This window comes from Dulcicalothrix desertica PCC 7102 (genome assembly GCF_003991905.1).
Taxonomy (GTDB): domain Bacteria; phylum Cyanobacteriota; class Cyanobacteriia; order Cyanobacteriales; family Nostocaceae; genus Dulcicalothrix; species Dulcicalothrix desertica.
Genome location: NZ_RSCL01000003.1, coordinates 459,234 through 479,952, shown reverse-complemented (window position 1 = coordinate 479,952; position 20,719 = coordinate 459,234). Strand labels below are relative to the sequence as shown.

Annotated in this window: 13 protein-coding genes; 5 read left to right on the top strand and 8 right to left on the bottom strand. The window is 36.3% G+C overall.

Annotation, left to right across the window (positions count from 1 at the left end):
* Nucleotides 1–60: 60 nt before the first annotated feature.
* Nucleotides 61–453, top strand: a complete 393-nt coding sequence (locus DSM106972_RS08880; RefSeq protein ID WP_127080349.1) for a VanZ family protein — start codon at nucleotides 61–63, stop codon at nucleotides 451–453.
* A gap of 94 nt (nucleotides 454–547) precedes the next feature.
* On the opposite strand, the gene hpxZ is transcribed toward DSM106972_RS08880, so the two are convergent.
* Nucleotides 548–934 carry an oxalurate catabolism protein HpxZ gene (gene hpxZ, locus DSM106972_RS08875; RefSeq protein WP_127080348.1) on the bottom strand — a complete coding sequence of 129 codons (387 nt, stop codon included), beginning with the start codon at nucleotides 932–934 and terminating at the stop codon, nucleotides 548–550.
* A gap of 33 nt (nucleotides 935–967) precedes the next feature.
* Between hpxZ and DSM106972_RS08870 the strand changes: the two genes are divergently transcribed.
* On the top strand, nucleotides 968–1,831 hold the full coding sequence (locus tag DSM106972_RS08870) for an SDR family oxidoreductase (protein WP_127080347.1): 864 nt from the start codon (nucleotides 968–970) through the stop codon (nucleotides 1,829–1,831).
* A gap of 48 nt (nucleotides 1,832–1,879) precedes the next feature.
* Here the strand turns inward: DSM106972_RS08870 and DSM106972_RS08865 are convergent, their stop codons facing one another.
* From DSM106972_RS08865 to DSM106972_RS08850, 4 genes are all read right to left on the bottom strand, one after another.
* Nucleotides 1,880–3,145 carry a sensor histidine kinase gene (locus DSM106972_RS08865; protein WP_127080346.1) on the bottom strand — a complete coding sequence of 422 codons (1,266 nt, stop codon included), beginning with the start codon at nucleotides 3,143–3,145 and terminating at the stop codon, nucleotides 1,880–1,882.
* A 21-nt stretch (nucleotides 3,146–3,166) separates the two neighbouring features.
* Nucleotides 3,167–5,881 (bottom strand): hybrid sensor histidine kinase/response regulator, encoded by a 2,715-nt coding sequence (locus DSM106972_RS08860; RefSeq protein WP_127080345.1) that lies wholly within the window; start codon nucleotides 5,879–5,881, stop codon nucleotides 3,167–3,169.
* Between the two features lie 96 nt (nucleotides 5,882–5,977).
* Nucleotides 5,978–11,344, bottom strand: a complete 5,367-nt coding sequence (locus tag DSM106972_RS08855; protein ID WP_127080344.1) for an ATP-binding sensor histidine kinase — start codon at nucleotides 11,342–11,344, stop codon at nucleotides 5,978–5,980.
* 281 nt (nucleotides 11,345–11,625) lie between these two features.
* On the bottom strand, nucleotides 11,626–12,054 hold the full coding sequence (locus DSM106972_RS08850) for a hypothetical protein (protein ID WP_127080343.1): 429 nt from the start codon (nucleotides 12,052–12,054) through the stop codon (nucleotides 11,626–11,628).
* A 331-nt stretch (nucleotides 12,055–12,385) separates the two neighbouring features.
* On the opposite strand from DSM106972_RS08850, the gene DSM106972_RS08845 reads away from it, so the two are divergent.
* The 3 genes from DSM106972_RS08845 to DSM106972_RS08835 all read left to right on the top strand — a co-directional run bounded on the left by DSM106972_RS08845 (nucleotide 12,386) and on the right by DSM106972_RS08835 (nucleotide 16,273).
* A complete protein-coding gene (locus DSM106972_RS08845; protein WP_127080342.1) occupies nucleotides 12,386–13,330 on the top strand; it encodes a fatty acid desaturase in 945 nt (314 codons plus the stop codon).
* Nucleotides 13,331–13,566: 236 nt separating this feature from the next.
* On the top strand, nucleotides 13,567–13,791 hold the full coding sequence (locus DSM106972_RS08840; RefSeq protein ID WP_186538773.1) for a hypothetical protein: 225 nt from the start codon (nucleotides 13,567–13,569) through the stop codon (nucleotides 13,789–13,791).
* A 904-nt stretch (nucleotides 13,792–14,695) separates the two neighbouring features.
* Nucleotides 14,696–16,273, top strand: coding sequence for an ammonium transporter (locus tag DSM106972_RS08835; RefSeq protein ID WP_127080341.1), 1,578 nt, complete (start codon nucleotides 14,696–14,698; stop codon nucleotides 16,271–16,273).
* 257 nt (nucleotides 16,274–16,530) lie between these two features.
* Here DSM106972_RS08835 and DSM106972_RS08830 read toward each other — a convergent pair whose 3' ends face one another.
* The 3 genes from DSM106972_RS08830 to ispE all read right to left on the bottom strand — a co-directional run bounded on the left by DSM106972_RS08830 (nucleotide 16,531) and on the right by ispE (nucleotide 20,337).
* A complete protein-coding gene (locus DSM106972_RS08830) occupies nucleotides 16,531–18,615 on the bottom strand; it encodes a potassium channel family protein (protein WP_127080340.1) in 2,085 nt (694 codons plus the stop codon).
* Between the two features lie 358 nt (nucleotides 18,616–18,973).
* Nucleotides 18,974–19,303 carry a DUF3082 domain-containing protein gene (locus tag DSM106972_RS08825; RefSeq protein WP_127080339.1) on the bottom strand — a complete coding sequence of 110 codons (330 nt, stop codon included), beginning with the start codon at nucleotides 19,301–19,303 and terminating at the stop codon, nucleotides 18,974–18,976.
* A gap of 92 nt (nucleotides 19,304–19,395) precedes the next feature.
* The gene (gene ispE / locus DSM106972_RS08820) at nucleotides 19,396–20,337 is read right to left on the bottom strand and encodes a 4-(cytidine 5'-diphospho)-2-C-methyl-D-erythritol kinase (RefSeq protein ID WP_127080338.1); all 942 of its coding nucleotides are present in this window, start codon (nucleotides 20,335–20,337) and stop codon (nucleotides 19,396–19,398) included.
* Nucleotides 20,338–20,719 lie beyond the last annotated feature (382 nt).

Here is a 20,719-nt window from a genome sequence, read left to right as displayed (position 1 = left end):
AATTCGCATAAAAATCTTTATTAAAAGTGAAGAATAAATAAATCACTTTGAAATAAACTTATGAAGTCACATCGTTTTTGGATTATTGCCTTTTGGTTCTACTTAGGTATTTTATTGGCTATCTCCATATCAGCGTACTTGAGGGTGATACCAACAGAAATAGCAAGGTTTCCTTACTACGATACCGTTTTACACTTTGTTTTACTAGGAATTGCCGCTTACTTGAGTCATCTTGCCCTAAACAAACGACAACTTCATATACTTGGTACTGCCTTACCCCTGGCGCCGTTTATAGTATTCTTATTCTGTATACTAGACGAAATCATCCAAAAATTTACACCGCATCGCAGCGCAGATATTGTAGACCTTATCGCTGACGTATGCGGTATTATTGTATTTACCTATCTCGCCGAACGTACCTCCATACGCAAGACATCACAATTTCATAATTAAACCTGTTAACCTAACAACATACCATTAATCACATAAAACTCTATTGTGGAATGGGCATCCTTGCCCGTTCCAATACTCCTCGTCTCTATATTTATTAGATAGGTAGAAGTGAAACATGTGCCGAAACTACCTTCCAACCAAAGTCAAACTTGTACCACATTTGACTTTGCCTTCCTTGACGTTCTACTCCATCCATAACGCGACGAAATTCTAACGTCACGCTTGCAGAATTACTATCAAAGGTCACAACTTTTAAATTATAAATTTCTCGTTTAATGTTGTGTGTGGGTCGCGATGCACGAAATGCGCGTATTTCATCACTCCCATATAAATTCTCTGCTAACCCAAATCGCACTACTTCAGGCGCCTGCCAAAACAGTTCATCCATCACTTCTAAGTTATTATTACACAGGGCATCTTCATATTTCATATATAACTCAGTCAGTTCGGCAACAATTGCAGCATCATTTACAATAGTCATTACAACCTCCAGATAGCAGCATAGTGAGTCTCAATGTTAAATATACTGGTAACAGGCGCCACTGGAAATGTCGGTAAAGAAGTAGTTCGCTTATTAACTGACCAAGACTGTCATATTTATGCAGCAGTCAGAAATCCTGAACAAGCTAAACAAAGATTAGGTGATTCGAGTAAAATTAGTTACGTTGAATTTGACTTTACAAACCCAAGCACGTTTATAAATGCTTTTCGTCAAATAAACAAACTTTTCTTGGTACGTCCACCTGCACTTGCGAATATTCGCGAAATTGCTCCAGCACTAGAAGCAGCAAAACAAGCAGGTATCGAGCAAATAGTATTTCTTTCTGTAGTCGGCGCCGAGCGTAATCGAATTGTACCGCACTCCAAAATCGAACGCTACATCAATCAACTAGAAATAGGCGCCACATTTTTACGTGCAGGTTTTTTCATGCAGAACCTCAACACCGTACATTTAGAAGATATCAAAACCCGTGGTGAATTATTTATGCCAGCAGGGAATGGTAAAACAAGCTTTATTGATATACGTGATATTGCCGCAGTCGCAATACGTACACTGTTAGAAAACGAACATATTAATAAAGCATATACCCTTACAGGTAGCGAAGCTTTAACATTTTATCAAGTAGCCGATATATTTACCGAAGTTTTAAATAAACCAATTAAATACACAAATCCTTCGCTAATAAATTTTATTCTTACAATGCGTGCTAGAAAATTACCAATTAATTTTATTCTGATAATGGCAGCAATATATACAACTACACGTTTGGGATTAGCAAGTCAAATTACACCAGAAACAGAGCAATTACTTAACCGTCCTCCATTAACTATGCGTGATTATGTTCAACACTACCAACAATGTTGGCTAAATAGTTAAGTTTGCTGTATATCTTGAGCGAGTGTACTAAATGGTCAATAAAAATATTTACACTGGAATTTGAATTAAAAACTCTGTACCTTTACCAAAACATGAGTTGCAACTTAACTTACCTCCATGAGTTTCTTCAATAATTTGTTTTGCTATAGCTAATCCTAAACCTGTACCTTTACCAACTGCTTTGGTAGTGAATAAATGGTCAAATATTTTGTTTTTTATTTCTTCCTCCATTCCTTTACCATTATCAATAATTGATATTTTTACGTTATTATTTTCAAATAAGGTATTAATTATAATTTTATTAGGGTTTGCTTGAATTTCCTTGAAACTCAAACCAACATTAAATTCTTCTAAAGCATCTATAGCATTTGCTAAAATATTCATAAATACCTGGTTTAATTGTCCAGGAAAGCACTCAATTTCTGGTAATTCACCATATTCTGTAATAACTTTAATTTCAGGATGTTTTTCGCTAGCTTTGAGTCGATGACGCAAAATAAGTAGTGTACTATCTATACCGTTGTGGATGTTAAATTTTTGCTTGGCATTATTGTCCGCGCGCGAGAAAGTACGAAGACTATTACTTATAGAGTTTATACGACTGCCTCCATCTTTCATTGCTCGAATTAATTTGGGCAAATCTTCTCGTAGATACTCCAAGTCAATTTCTTGTAGTTTCTCTTCTATTTCGGCGCCATGAACAGGAAATTTCTCATGATAAAGGTCGATTACTATCAATAGGTCATTAATATAATCTTGTACTGCATCGACGTTACCTATAATGCAACCAATCGGGTTATTTATTTCGTGAGCAACCCCAGCAACTAATTCTCCTAAAGCAGAGAGCTTTTCATGCTGTACTAGTTGAACTTGAGTTTTTTGCAGTGCTTGAGTACGTTCTGCTACTTGTTGTTCTAAATTATCTGTCAACCGTTTTAAACGCCAATGAATTTTTACCCGTGCTAGTACTTCTTCTTGTTCAAATGGTTTGATAATATAGTCAACGGCGCCTAACGATAAACCTTTAACTTTATTCTCAGTATCTGCTAACGCTGTCATAAAAATTATAGGTATACTCTCAGTCGCTGGATTTGCCTGAAGGCGCCGACAAGTTTCAAAACCATCCATATTAGGCATTTGAATGTCGAGTAAAATAAGTTCGGGATGCGCGCGTTCTACTTGTGCTAAGGCATCTTCACCATCTACTGCCATACGAATTTTATAACCTGCTGACTTCAATGCTTGAGAGAGAACAGATAAATTAGTTGGGTTATCATCGACTATAAGAATAAATGGATAATTTGAGACAGACATGAGACAATACTCCTGTATTAATTAATTTAAATGTTTGTGAATAAATGCTCGTAATTGTTTAATCTCACAAGCATCGACAAGCCGCATAAGTTCATTCGCAAAAGCACTATTAGTTTCTTTTATTTGTTGGGCAATCTCAGTGATACCGTCAAGTTCACTAATTTGAGCTAGTTCTGCTAATTCTGTTAAAATTTCTATGTCTGGCGGTTTTATTCCCTTTTCTTCTACTATTAAATTTTTATTCTGATTTACTTCGTTATCATATACCCAATTAATTTGTAAATATTTTTGAATTAATTCTAAAAGTATTTCTGCTTGTACTGGTTTGGGTAAAAAGTCGTTGCCTCCTGCATCAATACTTTTATGACGGTCTATTTCAAATACACTCGCAGAAGAAACGATAACTATTTTATCTTTTAATTTAGGATGTAATCGTAATTTCTGTAAAAACTCAAACCCATCCATTACTGGCATAGCTAAATCAGTTATAATTAAATCTGGTGATTCTTGTAACGAAAGCTCAATCCCTTCCTGTCCGTTACTCGCTTCAATTAATAAAAAACCAATAGGCTCAAGTAAGTTAAACAATACTGAACGATTTTCCCAACGGTCATCAATTAATAAAATTTTATGTTTTATGCCTTGATACCCTGTTATTGTTCCTTGTTGCACTACTCTAGATGCAACAGCCCAATCTTCTGCTTCTTTTAATTCTATCTCAAACCAAAAAATACTACCTTTTCCTAATGTGCTTTCGACATTGATTTGGCTTTGCATTAATGATATAATTTTTTTAGTAATTGCTAGCCCTAGCCCGGTTCCTTCTGCTTGCTTTTTACTATCACCTACCTGCTCAAATGGCAAAAATATTTTTTCAATTTGTTCTGGCGCCATCCCAACACCTGTATCTTCTATTTGAAAGCGAATTTTTTCATTGCTTAATTTAACTTTAAAGCTAACACTACCCTTGTCGGTAAATTTAATTGCATTACCTAGTAAATTTATTAGTACTTGACGTAAGCGTTTTTCGTCAGCCGAAATACCTACTGGTAGTTGTGGGTCTGTTTCAAAATCAAACGTAATTCCTTTTTGCTCCGCGCGAATGCGATTAATTTCTACGACACTTTGTAAAAATGAGGGGAGGTGGAAGGGAACGGGATGTAGTTCTAGTTTACGAGCTTCAATTTTAGAAAGGTCAAGGACATCGTTAATCAAAGTTAGTAAATGGGCGCCGCATTGGTAAATAATATCTACACCGTTGCGTCCTTTTTGGGTAAGTGGTTCGTGGCGTTGTAATATTTGTGCGTAACCAAGAATACCATTGAGGGGGGTGCGTAACTCGTGACTCATGTTAGCCAAAAATTCGCTTTTTGCTTGGTTTGCAACATCAGCAGTAAGTTTTGCTTCTTTTAGTTCTGTAGTGCGTTCTTCTACTCGCAGTTCAAGATTTTGATTGGTTTGTTCTAAAACTGTGAATGAGTCTTGTAACTGCTTTGCCATCTGGTTGAATGCTTGTGACAAAACGCTAAGTTCTTTGACTTGCGTTTGAGGCGCCGTTTGTTCTAAATTTCCGCTCTTCATTGCCTCTGAAGCACGACTGAGTTTTAAAATAGGGCGAGTAATCCACCGTGAAGTGTAAAATCCTATTAGGGTTGCAATTACCAATGCAGCTATACATAGCAATATAGTTATTTGAGTATTAGCATTTATTTGCGCCATGAAATCTGATTCAGGAACAACAACCACTACTAGCCAATCGAGTCCATACTCATCTTGCCAAGAATTAACTAAAGCATAGTGTTTAGCTTTTTCTAATTGAATATTAAACGACTGTTTAGTTTTAATCGATTGCAAATTACCAAATTTTTTTTGCAAATTTATGGCAGTTGCTCGAATCAAAGGATTTGTACTTTGAACAGCACTTAGGCGCCGTGCTGTTCCCTTCACTAATATAAAAGGTTTTTCATTGCTAGAACTAGCGACAATATTACCATCTCTTTCCAGAATGAAAACTGTTCCCGTTTTACTTACTTTTAACTGCTGTAAAAATGTGCTGATATTAGAGAGGAGTATATCAGATGCCATTACACCAATTAATTTTTTCTGGTTATTATACACAGGACGTGATGCGCTAATGGAAATAAATTCCGGTGTATCTTGCCAGTTATAGATTTTGCTCCAAATTGGTTTGCCTGTTTGTATGGCTTCTTTATACCAGTATTCTTCTAAGGGTTTATACTCTGCTTTGAAAACTACCTTATCTCGGTTTCCTTGCTCGTCTGTCGCATAAGTATAGTTTTTATAATTAGTCCGTGCTGAAATTTCGTCAATTGTGGTCTTGCCTCCTTCCATCCAGCGTCCGGCGCCTGTATATTCTCCGTTAGGCAATACACTAAAAATGTAGCTGAGATTTTTGTAAACCTGCATCTGTTGCCAAAAGTAACGTCCTGTGATTTCAAGGTTTTGTATATCTAAGATTTTACTACTTGCCGCATCAGTATTGATTTGGTTGAGTTGTTGAGGTACTGCCAAGTATGAATCTAAATGCTGATTAACCCGCTCGTCAATTTCACCCATCAACTGATTGGCTAACCGATTTATTGCTCCTTGCCCGTTTTTGAAAGACAAATAACCCACTAACCCAACAGTTGCAAAAATTTGCAGCACAAATGGCACTATCAAAACCGCGCGCAACGGGACACGATATCTGGAAAGATTAGTTTGAGTGCTAACCATACTGCGTTCATCCTTAAGGCTTTTACGCTTAGTATTCCCAGATATGTGTATAAAGTTACATTTTCAATAAAAAATTATACTTATAAAAACATCCTCTTACAGTGGGAGCATAATTACAAATTCTGTACCCTCACCGAGAACAGTATTGCAATACAACTTACCTGCGTGGGTTTCTTCTATAATTTGTTTTGCTATAGCTAACCCCAAACCCGTACCTTTACCCACTACTTTGGTAGTAAATAAATGGTCGAATATTTTCTGCTTAACTTCTTCGCTCATCCCCTTACCATTATCAGCTATGTTGATTTTTACATTGTTGTTTTCAATAAATGTTTTAATTGTAATTTTGTTAGGATTTGCAATAATATCTTCAAAACTTCGCCCCGTATTAGATTCTTCTAAAGCATCAATGGCATTTGCAAGAATATTCATAAATACCTGATTTAATTGTCCAGGGAAGCATTCAATTTGTGGGAAATTTTTATAATCTGTTATTACTTCAATCGCTGGACGCTGTTCGTTAGCTTTGAGACGGTGTTTAAGAATTAGAATCGTACTATCGATACCTTCGTGAATGTTAAATGGTACTTTGTAATCTTTATCCGCACGCGAAAAAGTTCTTAAACTGGTGCTGATATTTTTCAATCTGTCACATGCCATTACCATTGCATCAACCATCTTGGGTAAATCTTCTAAGGTATAATCTAAATCTATTGATTCTGCATGTTCGATAATTTTCTGATTGGGGAGTGATGTTTCTTGATATAATTTTAGGTGTTCGGTAATATCAGTAATAGTAGGTTTAGCTTGTTTGAGAGTAGCAGAAATAAAGCCTAAAGGATTGTTCATTTCATGAGCTACCCCTGCAACTAAATTACCTAGTGCTGACATTTTCTCGCTTTGTATAATTTTTAACTGCGCTTGTTGTAAATCTTGTAGTGCTTGTTGCGCTTGTTGATAAAGTCTGGCATTTTCTAAGGATATTGCTGCTTGAGAGGAAAGCAAGTTGATAAGAAGCAAGCTATTTTTTGTAAATACAAAAGAAGTGATTTTATTTTCTAGATATAAAATACCTACTAGATGTCCTTGGTTGATGATTGGTATGCATAATACGCTTTTTGGTTCGTGTTTGAGCATATATTTGCCAATTAACCCAGGAATATTTGTTTGACAATTATCTATAACTATTGTTTCTTGAGTATTTTTGACGTAATTAATTATTTTTTTCGGTATATATTCACAAGTATCGATTGATTCTGTAGTTAGAATATTTTGAGTTTTTCCTTGTGGTTTGTCGTGATTGATACAAGTAATTACTCGTACTTGCCAAGTATTTTCTTCGGGAAGAATTAAGGCAGTTTTTAAGGCGCCAGAGTTTTCTAAGATAATTTGAGTTACTGTAGTAATTAATACATCTACTTCGATACTACTAGAAATCGCTTGAGCGGCTTTGAGAACGGAGGTAAAATCTAGAATATTGGAAATACTGGTGCTATCTGTATTAGAACTACGGGTAACAGTCGTAATAGTCTCTAATGGATTTAGGTTAAGTCGCTGTTGCAGAATGGGTTTGAGAAGTTGGGGATAGCGCTTTTCTAAATCCAATGTTTTAGCTTTAGCTCCCCATCGCGCATAGCAGTAATATGCTTCTTGCATGTAGCCAGCAGCAACCTTTTCTTTACCACAGTCGAGATAAAATTTAGCGCCAAGTTCGTTCGCTAAAGCAACTTCAGGAATGTAGCCGTTATATGAGGCGCCTTCAATAGCCTGATCATATAGCTCCATAGCTTCTGTTTTTCGCCCTAGAACTCGACATTTTTCTGCTTCTACCAAATCAACCTTATGCTGATAATTCATAGGAGCATAGTAGGCCCAGTGAGATAACTGCGTTTGGTTTTGTTCCACCCGCTTTAATACTTCTGATGTCTCCTCTAATTGTTGACTACTAGCTAGTGTGGTCAAAGAATCATAAAAATAAAACGCTGGTTCACTAACACTTCCACTGGCAGCCATTAAATACCGTCTAACCTCAACTGCATGGTTTTGAGCTGATTCAATTTCCCCAAACAGGTAGCAAAGCATCAGCTTATACAAGTAAAAGAGACATAACCCAGAAAAGTCATGAGAAGAGATTAGTAGTGGCAAAAATTCTGCTTCAGTAAGAACCTCACCAGACAAAACACTCGGATGCTCCACAACTCCTAGCAAATTTAAGATAGATTGCCAATAGATTCGACACCAATTAGCTGTTGTCAATTGATTTAATTGTATTAACCCATTACAATAGGCGCCAGTCTCTTGTTCTAAACTAGCAAGTGGTTGACCGCACCAAAAAGAATTGAGACAGAAAGTATGCGCGTTATATCCAGCAGTTTCCTGATTTCCAACTTCTAACGCAGTCACATACCCCTCTTGCAAAAGTGGTAGCGTTGTTTTAATGTGGGCTTTGCGGTGCGAGATGAATAATCCTGACACTACTAATACTTGTGGTTTTACAGCTTTAGCATCAAGTTCGGAAACGATTTGTAGTGCTAACTGACCAAACTTTACCCCTGTATCCACATCTTGCTTCATATTACAAGCAATGATGCCATAGTTGACATAAGCATAGGCTGAAACCAAAGTATTTCCATACTGAATCGATAGCTTCACTGATAAGCAAACCAATAATGGGTACAATGGAGAACCAGAAATAGAAGTGGCTGGCATAATACTATTGGCTATCTGCATAATGGCGATTTTTTCCTCATCCATCATCCGAGGCAGGTTAACCAAGTCTTCAATAACCAAGTCCCTAATCAGTTCTTCAGTTTCTGCAATACTCTGTTGAATATTGTTCGGTGTGCATTCAGGAAAAGTTACACCTAACTGATGTAAGAGTTGTTGGGCAATGGCAATGGCTTCGGTCAGTTTATTTTGAGAGACATTGGCTAAAATCTTAATGCGATAAACATAAACCTTTTCAAGTAAACATTGTGCCCGTTCAATAACTGTCTCAATCAATTTCTCCATTGCCTCAAAGTCACCACAAAGCGTTGCCAATTCTGCCAAATTGTTATGAAATGCTAAACACATTTGATATTGTCGCTGCCAAGCATTTTCTCCAAGCAATGATAATCCTGTACTATTATATTCACGCGCTGCTTGATAAGCTGTAGCAGCTTTGGCTTTACGACAAGCAATGAGATTTAATTGAGCTAGCTCATCACGTTCGTTTTGTTCGGTAATTAAAGAAGTTCCATAATTTAATTGATTAATGACTTCAAAAATGTAGTCTTCTATACCTTCAGGCGATATCCTTTGCTGTAACAGTTGTCCGATGTGGTAATGGGTAATTTGTTTTTGGTCGTCGGGTATTAAAGAATAAGCAGCTTGTTGTACCCGGTCGTGTAAAAACCGATAACCTGCATTTTCGATGTTGTTAGTATTTGCATTTACCTCCTGAAAGCTCAAATAAAATTTATACACATCACTTTGTGGTAGAATAATTCCTTCCTGCAAGGCTTTCCACAAAACTGCCGCAGTTAAAGCTTCTGATTGTTGTGAAACAATTGCCAACGTCTTTAAATCAAAATGGTTGCCAATACAAGCTGCAAGTTTCAAAATCTCTTGAGTCTCGGTGGGCAATTTTTGCAATTGCTGTGCCATAAAATCTACTACATCCTCGGTGACAGATAGGGCATTGATTTGAGCAATATCACATTCCCAGTAGCCCTGTTCTCGATTAAATTTAATATGTTCGTCTTCGTACAATAATTTGAGAAACTGCGTGATAAAAAAGGGATTGCCGATTGTTTTACGCTCGATTAATTCTGTAAGGGGACGCGCTGATAGAGCTGAACAATGTAAGGTATCGCTAACTAGTTGATTTGTATCACTAAACGCAAGTGGCGCCAGAGTAATTGTGTTAACTGTCACCCCAATTTTTACAAGTTCCTCTCTCATCAATATAAAAGGATGCGCCTTAGAAACTTCATTGTCACGATAAGCACCCAACAGTAGCAAATTCCCCTTATCCCCCATCAGCAATTTAATCAATTGAAGCGATGCCGAATCTGCCCACTGCAAGTCATCCAAAAACATTACTAGTGGATGCTCTTTTGTTGTGAACACCTCAATAAACTTTTGAAACAACAAGTTAAAGCGATTCTGTGCTGCAATTCCCGATAGCTCTAAGGCGCCTTGTTGCTTGCCAATCACTCGCTCAAGTTCTGGAATCACATCAATTAGAACTTGTCCATTGTTTCCCACAGCTTCTAAAATCTTCGCTTGCCACTGAAAAAGTTGTGCGTCAGATTCTGACAGTAATTGCCCCATCAAATCACGCAGAGCTTGCACAAACGCTGATAAGGGAATATTACGATTGAATTGGTCAAACTTACCTTTGATAAAATACCCATGAGAACGAGTAATTGGCTTGTGGACAGACGATACAACGGCAGTTTTACCAATCCCCGAAAATCCCGCCACTAGCATCATCTCAGGATTTGAACGCTTACCAACGCGCTCAAAGGCATCCAGTAACATCTGTACTTCAGCTTCGCGACCATAGAGTTTTTGAGGAATGAGAAATAGCTCACACAAATCCTGCTTACCGATTTCAAAATCAGTAATTTTACCAGTATCTTTTAATTGATACAAACAATTTTCTAAATCGTGCTTTAAGCCCAAAGCACTCTGATATCTATCTTCGGCGTTTTTCGCCATTAATTTATTAATAATTTCACTGATAACGCGCGGTATCTCTGTCACATCAGATACACTTTCAGGTAGTTGAGCAATATGACAATGCACCAACTCCATTGCGTCATTAGATATAAATGGTAACTCTCCTGTTAATAATTCATAAAATGTTACTCCCAAAGAATAAAAATCGCTGCGGTAGTCAATCCCTCGGTTCATCCTTCCAGTTTGTTCGGGTGAAATATAAGCGAGGGTTCCTTCCAATACATTAGGACTCTTAATCTCTTGGGTTTCTCTGGGCAGTAGAGAAGCGATACTAAAGTCAATAAGTTGAATTTGCTTTGTTTCTGGATGAATCAGGATGTTTGCGGGTTTGATGTCTTTGTGAATAACACGGTTGTGGTGTAAATTGTGGAGAATGTCAGTTAATTGAATTGCAAGAGCTAAAAATTCGATGAGTGACAGGGTAGTTACTTTGATGTATTCTCGTAAAGACACTCCCCCAGTATCTTCCATAACTAAAATATAACTATTACCATAGACTTCTAACGATAAAGGATGAATAATACCGGGACTGCTAAGATTTTTACTAATTATGTATTGGTTACGAAACTGCAATAATTCATTAAAACTGGGATACTCTGAAGCTAGAAACTTGATGACCACCGCTTTTGAGTCTTCTTCTCGAATCGCTCGATATACTATAGTTTTGGAACCAGCATATAATTGCTCTTTTATTTGATATCCGGGAATAATTGGGGTGTTAATTGCGGTGGTCATTTGTACTTACCTCATGTTACAAAGCTAATTTTTGCTTCATGAAGTTAGTGTTCCCATAAAGAAACACTTAATAGCAGTATAGTAAATTTTTAAATATAATATTTTTTTATAACCATATTTGAGAATAATAATCCCAAAATTTAGGCAATCAACGTAAAAAGCGCGACTAACACGCATAAAGATAAATTTTATAACTATAATAATAACTAATATGAACCACCAAGCTCTCAATAAAACAAAGAGGAAAGGATAATTTCCTCTCCTCCTGAATATACACACTTTTAAGCAGCTTCTTGGATAACGCTGTGCAAACCTTCTCCCATTCGCAAAAATTGCAGCTTTTGTTTTAACTCATTGCTCATTTTAGCAACAAAAAATAAATCATCAATCAACTGTACACCTAAAATTTTCATAACTTTCAACAACTCAGATGCATAATCGAGATTATTTTGAGGTTCTGTTTCGTCTGAGCAAATTTTCGCCAATTCTTGAGAGGTAATTTTAAAAGCTATACTCGCTTTAATTGGTAAATCAGAAATTTGTTCGGCACTTTCTACTTCTAAAAGGATAGGATTTTCTGGGTTATGAGCAACTAATGCTTCGTATTCTGCTATTTCTGCTTGGAGCTTTTGCATCAAACTCTTATTTTCTGATGCTATAACTTCTACTTGCTGTTTTGCAATCGCCAATTCTTGTTCATTCTTAATCATAATCTGCTACTCCAAAAATTTAAAATTCAGTTAACAATCGACTTAATCAACTGGACTGCCAGCCTATATATAAATCAACTTTATTCGTCACGAAGAGTAAAAATTTTGGATTGATAATTCCAGCAGTGTTTTACTTACTCATTAACCTTAACAAAGAATTCACTATTTGACACAAATTTAGATATAACAATAAGTTATTATATCTAATGATTTTTTTATTATTAACTGTGATTACTAATTTACTGGCGCCTTTTTGCGACAATATACGAGCGGCGCCGATTAAAATACTTATAAGGAAAAGGATTTCTCAATGGAGGCGCCAAATTAACTTATGTCCGATAATGTGATTACTCTACCTAACGAAGCAACCCAAGTACAGAACCCACATCGAATTCTAACTAAATACCAATTAAACGAACTCAACGCGCGTTCTAATATTTCAGGCTTAGTACAATTGTCTCTTCATCTTACCATTATGGCGTGCAGTGGCTATCTATGGACGACAAACCATAATCTATTCGTAGCAATACCAGCACTTTTCATCTACGGGTTTAGTATAGCTTCGATGTTTGCACCGATGCATGAAGCTGTTCATCGCACTGCTTTTGCTTCACCGAACCTCAATAAAATAGTAGCTTGGTTCGCTGGAGTGCTTTCATTCTATAACAGCACTTTTTTCCGTCACTACCATAAATGGCATCATCTATATACACGAGTTCCTGGTAAAGACCCAGAACTAACCGACTTGACACCAAGTAATTTTAGGGAATATTTAGTGATATTGAGCGGTTTTCTTTGGTGGAAAGGTAAAATACAGGGACATTTTCGTATCGCACTGGGCAAAGTTGAAGATTACCCGTTTATCCCAGAGTCAGCAGGCGCCGAAGTTATTCGCTCCACTCGCTTACAATTGACAATATATATATTGGCTCTTGGTATCTCACTGTTTTATAATCAGCCTTGGTTTTTTATATACTGGTTACTACCTTTAATGCTCGGTCAACCAATCTTACGCTTTATTTTACTGGCAGAACACACAGGTTGCACGCGCGACGCCAACCTTCTGACAAACACCCGCACTACACGAACATTTATACTAACACAATTTTTAATGTGGAACATGTCATTCCACGCAGAACATCATTTATATCCATCTATTCCTTTTCATGCATTACCAAAATCGCATGATTATTTAAACACTCATTTTACACACATTGACCCAGGTTATTTCAAAGTTAATCAACATATTGTAACCAAGCTAGGACATTTACCATAGAAACCATTGTAGAGACGTTACATGTAACGTTTCTACAATAGTAATATTTTTTGTCATTTTACAAAATCATGCAGGCGCCTGCAAATCTTTGCTTTATCATACACCTAGATATTCAAACATCTAAACATCTAAACATCTAAATGCATTGTCATGCAATACTTATGTATTAAAAATGACACTATATTTTAAGCATAGATAAAATAAAGACAAAATAATTTACTTATATGGGGTGAAAAATGGTAACTCAACTTGTTGCACCCAAGCGCTTTGCTGAAATAGTGGTTACGTGGGAAGCGTTGCCCGATGATTTTAGATTGAAGGATGACCTAGTTGACCCATTATTACCTAGTGCTTTACGTGAAATTTTAGAAATAGCTGGCTATATTTTACCTACTATGTTGATAGCCTCTAATTTTTCTCTTTGTGCTACTTTGAACGGACAATTTATTGCTAAAAGCTAACCGCTTGGAGTATACTATCTACAAATGCTAGATGAGAATGGATATCATTAAATAGCTTCAATGGGCTTATTTTTAGGAACATCTCAAGGTATCGACCCTGACAACTTGTCAGAAGTATAACTAGTCACAAGCTACGGTGCGTGGCACATCAGTTTTATTGCTGTATTCAGATTTTTTAATGGCGCCACATACCCTACGTTTTTATATCCCATGTAGCTATTTAAAAAAATTCATAAATTTGTTTTTAGCTATTCCCTAAGTTAAGAAACCCTGACACAGCAACAAATACGAGCATTAATGCAAGGCTGACAGATTGTGCTAAAGCTAGCAATCACAAAAAACAGTATTAACTGTTACAGAATTATTGAGGTCTAAAAAGACACAATATATTAACTAGTTAGAGTTCTGTAAAACTCTTAACAATTTGTAACTAAATAATGTATGCACGTAAATTATTGTGTCAAATTATTCACAGTAATAATAACTACAGAATGAATTTGAAAATAGAGATTGCGTGTAAGCATATATTAGTTCAATTTTGTTTAAATTTAACAATTCTCAATCAAACCCTCTTGTAATTAAAAAATATGTCTTAAATATCCTGAATATTTATTAAATTTTTAAAGACTTTATCAAGAAGTCTTGACTGTTTGCCAAATAACCTCATAATAAAGTCTTAAGAAAAACTTAAACTGTTCTACATTTACTTTGTAAAACAGGGTGAGACTGGTTTTGATTTTCGCTTTGTGTGAAAATTCTAGATCGGATTTCAATATTGACGCTTTTTAATGCTGGCATTGGGATAAAACTTATTACAATCCTAGCATTTGAAAACTCGATACATTTGACTGTCGAGTTTGATTTTCATTTTACGGTTCTGTTGTAGTCAGGTATTTTTGAAGAAATGTTAAAACCCAAGCCAACGAAAAAAAGGACAAGAAGAAATCGGTCGCATGTAACTTCGCCTCTGAATTATTCTAAGTATAATTCGATTACATGGCGTCTCCAAAGTACAATTAAACGCTTATCTCCAAGCTGGCAGGCTACTATTCCCCTAGCCTCAATAATTGTGTTGGCATGGGGTTATGCCGCAGTCGCGCAAACACCTGCTGGACCAACTACTGCCGATTTAAAGGTTGCACTTGATACATTGTGGGTTGCAATTGCAGCGTTTCTAGTCTTCTTTATGAATGCCGGATTCTGTATGTTAGAAACCGGGTTCTGCCGTCAGAAGAATGCTGTTAACGTTCTTGCAAAGAATTTGATTGTATTTGCATTAGCGACACTTGCATTTTGGGCGATTGGTTTTGGGTTGATGTTCGGTGATGGTAACGATTTTATCGGTTTGAGTGGATTCTTTTTGAATGGCGCCGATAATAGTCCTGCTGTAGGTGATGCTTACAAAGGAGTTTTTGGTTCTCTAAATTGGACTGGTGTACCCCTTGAAGCCAAATTCTTATTCCAATTAGTCTTTGCTGGAACTGCTGCCACTATTGTTTCTGGCGCCGTTGCTGAAAGGATAAAATTTGTTGACTTCTTAATTTTTAGCCTTTTACTTGTTGGTATAGCTTACCCAATTACCGGACACTGGATTTGGGGCGCTGGTTGGTTAGCTGATATAGGCTTTTTTGACTTTGCTGGTTCTACAGTTGTTCACTCTGTTGGTGGTTGGGCAGCTTTGATGGGTGCTGCTTTCTTGGGACCCCGTATTGGTAAATATCAAGGTAAGCAAGCGGTCGCGATACCCGGTCATAATATGAGTATTGCTACCCTTGGTTGTTTAATTCTTTGGTTAGGTTGGTTTGGTTTTAACCCAGGTTCGGTAATGGCAGCAGACCCTAAAGCAATTACTCACATTGCCCTCACAACTAACATGGCAGGTGCAGTTGGTGGAATTGCAGCAACCGTGACAGCATGGTTATACCTGAAAAAACCTGACCTATCGATGATTATTAATGGTGTTCTAGCAGGTTTAGTAGGAGTTACAGCTGCTTGTGCTTACGTTAGTATCCCAAGTTCGATTATCATTGGTTTAGTTGCTGGTGTAATTGTCGTTTTCTCCGTCACCTTCTTCGACCGTTTAGGTATTGATGACCCTGTTGGCGCCACTTCTGTACACTTACTATGTGGTATTTGGGGTACTTTAGCAGTGGGACTATTCTCGGTTGGACCTGGTGGTTATCCTTGGATGGTTGACCTTGCTGGTAAACCCGTTGGTCCTCACGGTTTATTCATGGGTGGTGGACTTTCATCGCTTATTCCCCAACTTATAGGTATTGTCTCTGTCGGTGGAATGACAGTACTTTTAAGTACAATATTTTGGGTTGCACTCAAATCTACTTTAGGTATTCGCGTTACTCCCTCTGAAGAAATTGAAGGTCTAGACCTTAGTGAACATGGGATGGAAGCTTATCATGGATTTGTTAAAGAAGCTGAATCTGGCGCCTTTGCTGAAGCTGCATACTATGATAAGAAATCATAGTCTGGTGGTAATTTTTCCTATTCCTAGGAACTAAGCCTTAACAACATAAATCAAAGATTCCCTATTTTTTAATAAAGTTGGGAATCTTTTTTTAGGTAAATTCTACAAAGAAAGAGAAGAAAAGTAGTTTTTATAAACTTGTGTATACACAGTAGCTTTTATTAAGGGGGTATTGTATAATTAAAGTCCAGATGTGTAAGATATATATTTTTCCCACAGAGGCGCAGAGGACACAGAGAGGTTTTGAAATGCTGTCTTTAATTCAGAGCAATTAATCTAGCTATTATATTTAACTTTTTCAGTTCTCTTACTAAACTTTGTCCTTGATGCTTATATAAAATAAAATCTAACTCGCAAGGAATATTTTTCATTGTTTTTGATGCTAACTCAAGTTTACAATCGGTAAATCTATATATTAAATTTTTTCCATCCTCGATTATATTTTGTCTTTGGGCTGCTTCTTGTACTTCAATTGAATCTAGATATAATTTATACCTAGGGAGTAATCTTTGTCCTTGTTCTATTTTTCTTAAACCTTCGATATTTACTAATACTGTTAGACAATCTCCATTTTGGAGACGTGGTGTTCTACTAAAACTAGGCAAGCGTCTAGACTCGTTATTTCTTTTACTTCTGTAAAAAATTGGCGCCACTCCATACCCGTAAGTTATTTCAGCTAATGATAATTCGGCTAAAGTATCTCCTGACTGAATAGTAAAATCTACTACTAAAACTGTTTGTTCATTTAATCTTAAAAGACTTTTAATATTTTCACCAAAAGATGCTGCAACAAACGCTTCAGCAGAGATTTGATATGCACATAAAACTTTTGCGTAAGGTAGGTGCTGTTGAATATAGTTACTAAAACGTGGGTCAAAGGTACGAATAACAATGGGTATATTTTTATTTTGGCTATGAGCTATCATGCCAAGTTCTAAATTGAGTATTTCATCATTAGTTGCTGCAATGAAACCTCTCGCAGTCGCAATATTCGCTTTTGTAAGACTATCTAAACTATATCCTTCTAATAAAGGAATTTGTGATGGTAATAAATTCTCATTTAAGTCGGCATCTGTCAATCCAATTAATGGTTGTTTCCACATGTTTAAAAATTCTGCTATTTTCTGACCAACTCTGCCTAAACCAATTACTATTACATGACCTTGTTTAGGTATTGGTTCACGTTTCACACTCAAATCTAATTTTGATGATAGTAGATATTCAGTTAGTTTAGAATTTAATGCTGCAATTACTACAATGCCAAACACCATGTAAAGTAAATTGATGAATAATAAAAATGTTCTAGTGAAATTACTTGGCTGTAAATTGCTGAAAACTCCATCATAGGCGCCTAATAACATCACAGCGCTGGCATATATGGCACCCCATAGATTAGCTTTTTGATCTGGTATTGGTACTATAATAAATAGTATTGTACCAACCAGCCATAAAAAGACCCAACTATAAAAAAGATATAAAAATATTCTTAGTTCTTTAGTCGGTGACTGTAAAAAGCTTAAAACCTTGTTTTTAGTATTATCTGCTGATGAAAAAATATTTAAACCAGTTAAAGAACGTCTTTTTTGCTGTAATAAAGTTTTGCCGCGCTCATTCGCTAACACATCAGCGAGTCTTTCTTTTATAACTTCAATATAAACAATCTCATCTTTGTCTTTAGTTTTTATATTTTGTTCCCACTGGTAGAAATTAACTGGTAAAGCTTCAACAGCTGATGTATAAGTAAGCAACCAACGTTTATCTGGGATATTCAATTCATATAAACTACGATTACACCAAGCATCACCTTGTTGAACTTGATGTTTAACTACCCGTAACAACCAATCATCTAATTCAATAAAACCTCTGTTTTCAGACCCCAAAGCGCGCGTTGCAAACGGTTCAGCAGAAAACTCAGCTTGATTATATGCGATAAAATTACCTAAACCAAATTCAGATGAACTTAAAAGCTCATTCAAATTTTCCTTAGAAGAACGAGCAACTATACGTACATAAGGATTTATTTGCCTAATAGCAAATGCAGTCTCAATATTCACTTTTTCATCATTTGTTACCAACAAAATCGCACGACACTCTTGTATTTTAGCTTTTTGTAATATATTAGTCTTTCGACAATCCCCTACTATAAAATAAGTTAATAAGTTTGAAACCCCATCTATTTCCCAATCAACCTCTTGTTCAATATCAATCCCAATTATCGGCACATTAAACTCAGAGAAAACTTTAACACAAAACTGTCCTAAACTACCCAAGCCACAAATCAAAAAATACTTAATGTCAATTTTTGTTTCTTGGTTAAATTTATTATTTCTTGATTTTTCCATATAAAATATTTATCAATTTTAAAGCTCAACTATAAAAGTAATACCTTTATTTTGTATAAAAACTACTTTTAATTTTTATATTACTGTAGCTTCTGTTAATTAATATTTCTAGTATATGAAGCTACGATATTCCTTAAATATACTTACATCGTTAGTTTTATGCAATAAATTTATTGCTAAACATCTAAGCATCTAGATGTTTAAACATCTAAAAATTCATTACCTCGGAACTGGCACATTATAAACACTATATTTAGTTTAATGACGTAGACCAGAGAACGGTGCGTGAAAGCAGGTCTCTGTGATAAAAATAATTATTGTAGGACAGGCGAGGCGCCTATCTTACGGAATAATTAATTTAAGTGTCTGGAGATTGTTTTTTGGAACTGCTTTGTATTAGTAGCTGTACTCCCAGTGCTAGTAGTCCTATTGCTACTATTCCAAAAACCCATATTCCTAGGGATACGACTCCTACTACTAGGGAACGCACTACTGAGGAAATGTTTGCTACTATTTGGTTTGTTGTGTGGATGGGTTTATTGGCAAACGTTGTTGCTATGGCACTTGTTAAGTTATATGAACCGTATGCCATTGCTCCTGCTAAAAAGGCGCCTATTAAACACTTTATTGGTGTTAAGGTTTCTTTAACTGGTGTTTCTGATGATTTTTCTATCTTTTCTTCGCTCATATATTGCCTTTTAATAGGGTTTGTTATGTTGAGTAGTGCGTTACGTTACAGGTTTACTCGCTTCGTTGGAAGATTATATGGTGTTACGCACTTTACTTTAGATGAATTCCTTGGGATATAGTTTGTGTTGTAAACAATTCTAAATCTTCGTCGGGTATTAAGGAGCGAACTTGTTGTTTTACGGTTTCTGCGTGTTCAAAGGATTCGCATATTCCAAAGACACTGGGCCCTGAACCAGACATCATTGTTCCTAATGCTCCTGCTTGGGCAAAAGCTTGACGTAGTTCTAAGACTTTGGGAAATTCTGGTAAAACCACTTTTTCTAGGTCGTTGTGTAGTTGTTGAGATATTTCTACAGCGTTTTTGTGGACTATAGCTTTTATCATCGGCGCCGAGTGTACAGCTGAGGCGCGCGCTTCTAAGCTATGTTTATCTTGGGGATAGGTGTCTCCGTATGTGGCACGATAGGTTTTATATGCCCAAGGTGTTGATACGCTCAGACTACGATGTTTACCCAATACTATATATATATTGTCTAAACCTAAAATTTCTGCAAGCTGTTCTCCTCGTCCTGTTGCTATTGCTGTTCCACCCGCTACACAAAACGGTATATCTGAACCTAAAGTGGCGCCTAATTCTTCTATCTCTATTTTAGTTAATCCTAACTTCCATAATAGGTCTATCCCTACTAGTACTGCTGCTGCGTTTGTAGAACCTCCTGCTAACCCTGCTGCTATTGGTATATGTTTGTGAATTTTTATGTCAACTCCCCCAAATTTTGTAAAGTCTTCGGGGAACGTATTTTTCATTAACTCTGCTGCACGGTAAGCCAGATTTGTTTTATCGTCTGGTACTGCTAAGTTATCGCACTGGACATTAATATGTTCTGTACCGTTTGCTCTAATATCTATTTGGTCTGCTAAGTCTATACTTTGCATTACCATTGCTAACTCATGGTATCCATCATCACGGGCGCCGATGATTTCTAAATATAAGTTTATCTTGGCAGGAGCTATCAAACTTAAACCTTGCATATTAATTTAGTATATTCATCAATTTTAATATACCTGGGTTTATGACGCATATTGTAGAGACGTTACATGGTTAGTCTCTACAGAAATATCTGGTGCCTATTCTCTCCGTGTCCTCTGCGTCTCTGTGGTAAATATATATGTAATAATTATCAACAGTATTTTTAATAGGAGATACTAATGGAAGGCGCCAACAGTATTTGGATTGTGACTGATGATACTCCTCAAATATCAAGACTCTCGGCTAATTTTTTCTTCCGGTGAAACTGTTAGTACTTTGAATTCCAGATAGGTTGTTTATCTAGGGAAATTGACCACTTTCCGTTAGGTAAGTTTTTATAAACCCAAGTACTACCCGTACAAGCATTTGAACTCATGTTACTGC

Bases quoted from the DNA above. Each gene is read 5' to 3' on its own strand.
- DSM106972_RS08880 (WP_127080349.1), top strand. From the start codon at position 61: ATGAAGTCACATCGTTTTTGGATTATTGCCTTTTGGTTCTACTTAGGT.
- hpxZ (WP_127080348.1), bottom strand. From the start codon at position 934: ATGACTATTGTAAATGATGCTGCAATTGTTGCCGAACTGACTGAGTTA.
- DSM106972_RS08870 (WP_127080347.1), top strand. From the start codon at position 968: ATGTTAAATATACTGGTAACAGGCGCCACTGGAAATGTCGGTAAAGAA.
- DSM106972_RS08865 (WP_127080346.1), bottom strand. From the start codon at position 3,145: ATGTCTGTCTCAAATTATCCATTTATTCTTATAGTCGATGATAACCCA.
- DSM106972_RS08860 (WP_127080345.1), bottom strand. From the start codon at position 5,881: ATGGTTAGCACTCAAACTAATCTTTCCAGATATCGTGTCCCGTTGCGC.
- DSM106972_RS08855 (WP_127080344.1), bottom strand. From the start codon at position 11,344: ATGACCACCGCAATTAACACCCCAATTATTCCCGGATATCAAATAAAA.
- DSM106972_RS08850 (WP_127080343.1), bottom strand. From the start codon at position 12,054: ATGATTAAGAATGAACAAGAATTGGCGATTGCAAAACAGCAAGTAGAA.
- DSM106972_RS08845 (WP_127080342.1), top strand. From the start codon at position 12,386: ATGTCCGATAATGTGATTACTCTACCTAACGAAGCAACCCAAGTACAG.
- DSM106972_RS08840 (WP_186538773.1), top strand. From the start codon at position 13,567: ATGGTAACTCAACTTGTTGCACCCAAGCGCTTTGCTGAAATAGTGGTT.
- DSM106972_RS08835 (WP_127080341.1), top strand. From the start codon at position 14,696: ATGTTAAAACCCAAGCCAACGAAAAAAAGGACAAGAAGAAATCGGTCG.
- DSM106972_RS08830 (WP_127080340.1), bottom strand. From the start codon at position 18,615: ATGGAAAAATCAAGAAATAATAAATTTAACCAAGAAACAAAAATTGAC.
- DSM106972_RS08825 (WP_127080339.1), bottom strand. From the start codon at position 19,303: ATGAGCGAAGAAAAGATAGAAAAATCATCAGAAACACCAGTTAAAGAA.
- ispE (WP_127080338.1), bottom strand. From the start codon at position 20,337: ATGCAAGGTTTAAGTTTGATAGCTCCTGCCAAGATAAACTTATATTTA.